Genomic DNA, 4,421 nt, shown 5'->3' with positions numbered 1-4,421 from the left:
CAGCGAAATAGCATGAAATGCACAGGTATCTGTACAAGAGCCACAGCGGATGCATTTGTGCGGATTAATAACAAACGGAGAGCGAATTTGCCCGGAGATCGCATCTACCGGACATTGCTTCGCGCACCGAGAACATCCCTTACACACTGTTGGGTCAATGACGTACTGTTTCATTCCCAAGCCGCACAACGCCGTATTGGTAATCATGTCTGCCAGCTCCGCCAATTGATCCAGTTCTTGATCTGTGCCGTTGCCTTCCATGATCTTTTTCAGCAGCTGACGCATTCGTTTGGTTCCCTCTCGACACGGTGCACACTTTCCACAGCTCGCCAAATGACTGAATTTTTGGAAAATTTGGTCGATTTCGGGCTGAATCTCCGTATGATTTTCAATGTCTAAGACACCTGTCCGAATCATCTGCTTTAGATGCTCAATCGAGACAAAGCTCGCCGTTGCTTCTGGATTGATTTCCGGCTGAGACGGCATGTTCGCCGAAATTCTTCCCAAGAAAACAGAATTGTCCGTCATAGAACTCCCTCCCCACAGTTTTGTTATTTCTTCCAATTTTTAGTTCTCGCAAGCCTTTGAATCTATATAAAGTATATAGCAAAGCAATGGCTTCGTCAACTGATAAATGACGGTTCCTCTTCTCCGAGAATCTGTCGTAATTTTGCAATGGCTTTTCTCTCCAATCTCGACACCTGCACCTGCGAAACACCGAGCTGCCGTGCACAGGCTTGCTGGGTCTGTCCACGAAAATACCGCAGCAGAAGCACCTGTTGTGCGCGGGCATCCAGTTGCTGCATCGCCTCTCGCAAAGACAAGGATTCCAATATACTCTCCTCCATGCGTTGATCTCCCAGCAATTGTTCCAGCGTCGTGCCGTCTTCGCCGATTTCCCGCTGCAATGAGTCAGCCGGCAGTAGAGCTGTTTCGCAAGACGCGATTTCTTCCGGTGTGACGCCCAAAAATTCTGCCAACTCTGACACGGTAGGGGATCGTTGCAGCGTCTGGTGCAGGGTTTGTCTCGCTGTGCTGATGCGATAGCCCAATTCTTTTATCGTGCGGCTGACTTTAATTGTGCCGTCATCGCGCAAAAAACGGCGGATTTCCCCTGCAATTTTGGGCACTGCATAGGTGGAAAACTTCGTACCATACGCACAGTCAAAGCCCTGCATCGCTTTGAGTAGGCCAATGCTCCCCAATTGAAACAGATCGTCTGCCTCTGTTCCGCGTCCGGTATATCGCTTGACAATGCTCCAAACGAGCGCTTGATTCTCTCGCACAAGCTGTTCTTTTGCCTGTTCGTCTCCTCGTTGTGCTTCCTGTAACAGGCGCAGCTGCTCCTCGTACTGTCTATGCAAAGCGATTTAAGATGCGCTTGGTCATCGTGACCTGTGTGCCAACACCTTCCCGCGAGCGGATACGCAATTTATCCATAAAGCTTTCCATAATGGTAAACCCCATACCGGAACGCCCCGCATCGCCTGTTGTAAACATCGGCTGTCGAGCCTGCTGAACATCCGGTATGCCGCAGCCTTTGTCCTTAATGGAAATCTGAATTTCATCATTATCAAACAGTTTTGCCTGAATCGTTATGTAGCCGGTCTCTTCTCTGTACGCATGGACAATGCAATTGGTCACTGCTTCACTGACTGCTGTTTTGATGTCGTTGATTTCCTCAATCGTTGGGTCGAGCTGCGCGGCAAAAGCTGCGACCGCCTGCCGAGCAAAAGCTTCATTACAGGATCGACTGAGGAATTTGATGCTCATCTGGTTGATTTCGCTGCGCATACTACCACCTCCTTTTCCTCTGACATAGATACTTCCGGCAATTCCGGCAAGAAATTGACTCGTTTTTGAATGCCAGCCGCCTTAAATATGCGCATGGCAGACGGCGGCGTGCGAATGACGCAAAACGTTTGTCCTGCGCCCAAAATATTCCGCTGTGCCCCCAGCACAACAGCAATTCCTGAGCTATCCATAAAAGTCAAACCGGATAAATCCAACACAATGGGATCATTGGGATACAAAATCATGGTTTTTTCCAGATATTCCATGCATTGTGCTGCTTCATGATGTCCCAATTCACCGCAAAATCGAATGACAATGCCGTCTTTTTCTCGTCTATGCGAACATTTCACTTCGTTTTCCTCCTAACGCTATGCCATGCAGGCAAAAAAATAGAACCGTTCTCTTTTCAGAGAACAGTTCTATTATAAAAAACACGAGCTAAAAAATGGATCAAATCCTGTCGGCTGCCAAAGCATTTTTCGCTTCACCCGCAACATACAGCGAGCCGCATACGACAATGGCATCTGTCTCATCCGCATAGCGCAGAGCGCGCTTCAGCGCCGATGGGACATCTCCACAGTCAATGACATTGCAGTATGGCGAAAAGGCGCGAATCATCGTCGTCAGTTCTCGGCTGGACAGCGCACGCGGATTGTCCGGCTGCACCGCATAAACAGAATCCGCCCGACGAACTAACATGCGCACGCAAGCCTCATATTGCTTGTCTGCCACCATGCCCAGCACCAGAGAGATACCGCCAGCAGGCAACAAATCATCCATTGTTGCGCACAGCGCCGTCACGCCGTCCACATTGTGCGCGCCATCAATCATAAGCAGCGGGTCAGTCTGTACAACCTCCTGTCGTCCAGCGATACCGGCACGGGAAAAGCCGTCTGCAATCGCTTGATCAGAGATTTTCCAGCCCTTTTCACGCAAAACGAGCAGAGTCGCATATGCCGTTGCGGCATTATCCGCCTGATGTCTGCCGACAAGGCGCAAGTGAAAAGTCTTGCCGTCTATCACGCAATCGGTCCCCTCCAGCGTGCAAGACAAAACGTCCGGTGTCGGCGCTTTGACATACTGTGCTGTCACTTCATAGCAGCGCTGACGCAAAACAGCATCGACGCTATCTTTCTGTTCCGGATAATTGACCAGCGTGCAGCCGCTCTTGACGATATGGCTCTTGTCAGCGGCAATCTCTTCCACCGTATTGCCGAGCACCGCCATGTGATCCAGCGCGACATGTGCCATCACAGCAACCTCCGGCGCGTCGATACAGTTGGTCGCATCAAAGTGTCCGCCGAGTCCGACTTCCAGCACAACAATATCACACTGCTGCTGAGCAAAATACAGCATCGCACATGCGGTAGTAAACTCAAATTCGCCAATGCGTTCGCCCTCCGGTAGAGTGAGCTGCTGTTCCTTCTCCAGGACGAACTGTGCCAGATGACACAGCTCGCCACGCGGAATCATTTCCCCATCAACGCGAATGCGCTCGCAAAAATCCATGATAAACGGAGAAGTAAACAGGCCGGTTTTGTACCCTGCCTGTTGTAAAGCAGAAGCAGTGAGCACCGCCGTGCTCCCCTTGCCATTTGTGCCCGCAATGTGGACAAATTTTAGTTTTTTCTGCGGATTGCCCAGCATCGCCATCAGGGCACGCATCCGGTCAAGGCATGGCGTGCCGCTGAAGCGACCGTGGGCATGGATCCGCGTTAATGTCTGTTCATAGCTGTCCATGGATCTTAATCCAGAGCAGCGATGCTCTCGTTCAGCTTGGCGATCTGGTCAGTCAGCTTGGCAGCCTTGACGCGCTCGCCCTCGACAACCTGCTCCGGTGCCTTGTTCAGGAAGCCCGGATTGTTCAGCTTCTTATTGATGAAGTCCAGATCCTTCTGTGCCTTCTTCAGTTCCTTGTTCAGACGAGCCTTCTCCTTCTCGAAGTCAACCAGCTCGTTCATCGGCAGGTACATCTGTACATCGCCGGTAACAACGGAAACCATCTTTGCCGCATCAGCCGGTGCAGCATCAGCGACATTAAGTGCGCTCGCATACGCCAGCTTGAGGAAGCAAGCCTCGCCCTCGGTAAAGACTGCCTGACGTGCCTTGTCCTCGGTTACAACGTAAACCTGCGCCTTCTTGGACGGCGGAACGTTCATCTCTGCACGACGGTTGCGGATAGCACGGATGCTCTCCATCAGCATCTCCATCTGTGCCTCTTCGGTCGGGAAATTCAGTGCTTCCTGATATTCCGGCCACTTGGACAGCATGATGGTCTCACCCTCATGCGGCAGTGCCTGCCAGATGGTCTCGGTGATGAACGGCATAAACGGATGCAGCAGCTGCATCGAACCGGACAGGACATAGCACAGCACGTTCTGTACGTTCTCGCAGGTCTCCTTGTCGTCCTTGTTCTGCAGACGGGTCTTTGCGATCTCGATATACCAGTCACAGAATACGTCCCAGATAAAGTCATTGAGCTTCTGTGCAGCGATGCCCAGCTCATACTTGTCGATGTTGGTGGTGACATCCTGTACCAAAGTGTTGAACTTGGACAGAATCCACTTGTCCTCCATGGTCAGGTTGGTCGGCAGCTGTACCTTGTCAATGGTCAGGTTCATCTGGAT

Annotated in this window: 6 protein-coding genes; all 6 read right to left on the bottom strand. The window is 51.3% G+C overall.

Features of this window, described 5'->3' with window-relative positions:
* A partial coding sequence (locus tag ACR0P9_RS08315) for an NADH-ubiquinone oxidoreductase-F iron-sulfur binding region domain-containing protein (protein WP_432619121.1) occupies nt 1–528 on the bottom strand: 528 nt, incomplete at its 3' end.
* Between the two features lie 95 nt (nt 529–623).
* Nucleotides 624–1,364 (bottom strand): SigB/SigF/SigG family RNA polymerase sigma factor, encoded by a 741-nt coding sequence (locus ACR0P9_RS08310; protein ID WP_432619120.1) that lies wholly within the window; start codon nt 1,362–1,364, stop codon nt 624–626.
* On the bottom strand, nt 1,357–1,794 hold the full coding sequence (gene spoIIAB / locus ACR0P9_RS08305; protein WP_432619118.1) for an anti-sigma F factor: 438 nt from the start codon (nt 1,792–1,794) through the stop codon (nt 1,357–1,359). Before spoIIAB ends, ACR0P9_RS08310 begins: the two co-directional genes overlap by 8 nt.
* Nucleotides 1,770–2,144, bottom strand: coding sequence for an anti-sigma factor antagonist (locus ACR0P9_RS08300; RefSeq protein WP_432619116.1), 375 nt, complete (start codon nt 2,142–2,144; stop codon nt 1,770–1,772). The genes spoIIAB and ACR0P9_RS08300 overlap by 25 nt, the downstream gene beginning before the upstream one ends.
* Nucleotides 2,145–2,244: 100 nt before the next feature.
* Nucleotides 2,245–3,534, bottom strand: a complete 1,290-nt coding sequence (locus tag ACR0P9_RS08295; RefSeq protein WP_432619114.1) for a bifunctional folylpolyglutamate synthase/dihydrofolate synthase — start codon at nt 3,532–3,534, stop codon at nt 2,245–2,247.
* A 5-nt stretch (nt 3,535–3,539) separates the two neighbouring features.
* Nucleotides 3,540–4,421, bottom strand: an 882-nt coding sequence (locus ACR0P9_RS08290; RefSeq protein WP_432619113.1) for a class I tRNA ligase family protein, incomplete at its 5' end; no start/stop codon positions are given.

The organism is Butyricicoccus sp. (assembly GCF_050872565.1).
GTDB lineage: Bacteria > Bacillota > Clostridia > Oscillospirales > Butyricicoccaceae > Butyricicoccus_A.
Note: the sequence above shows the minus strand (reverse complement) of the source record. Positions and strands in the feature narration are given on the sequence as shown.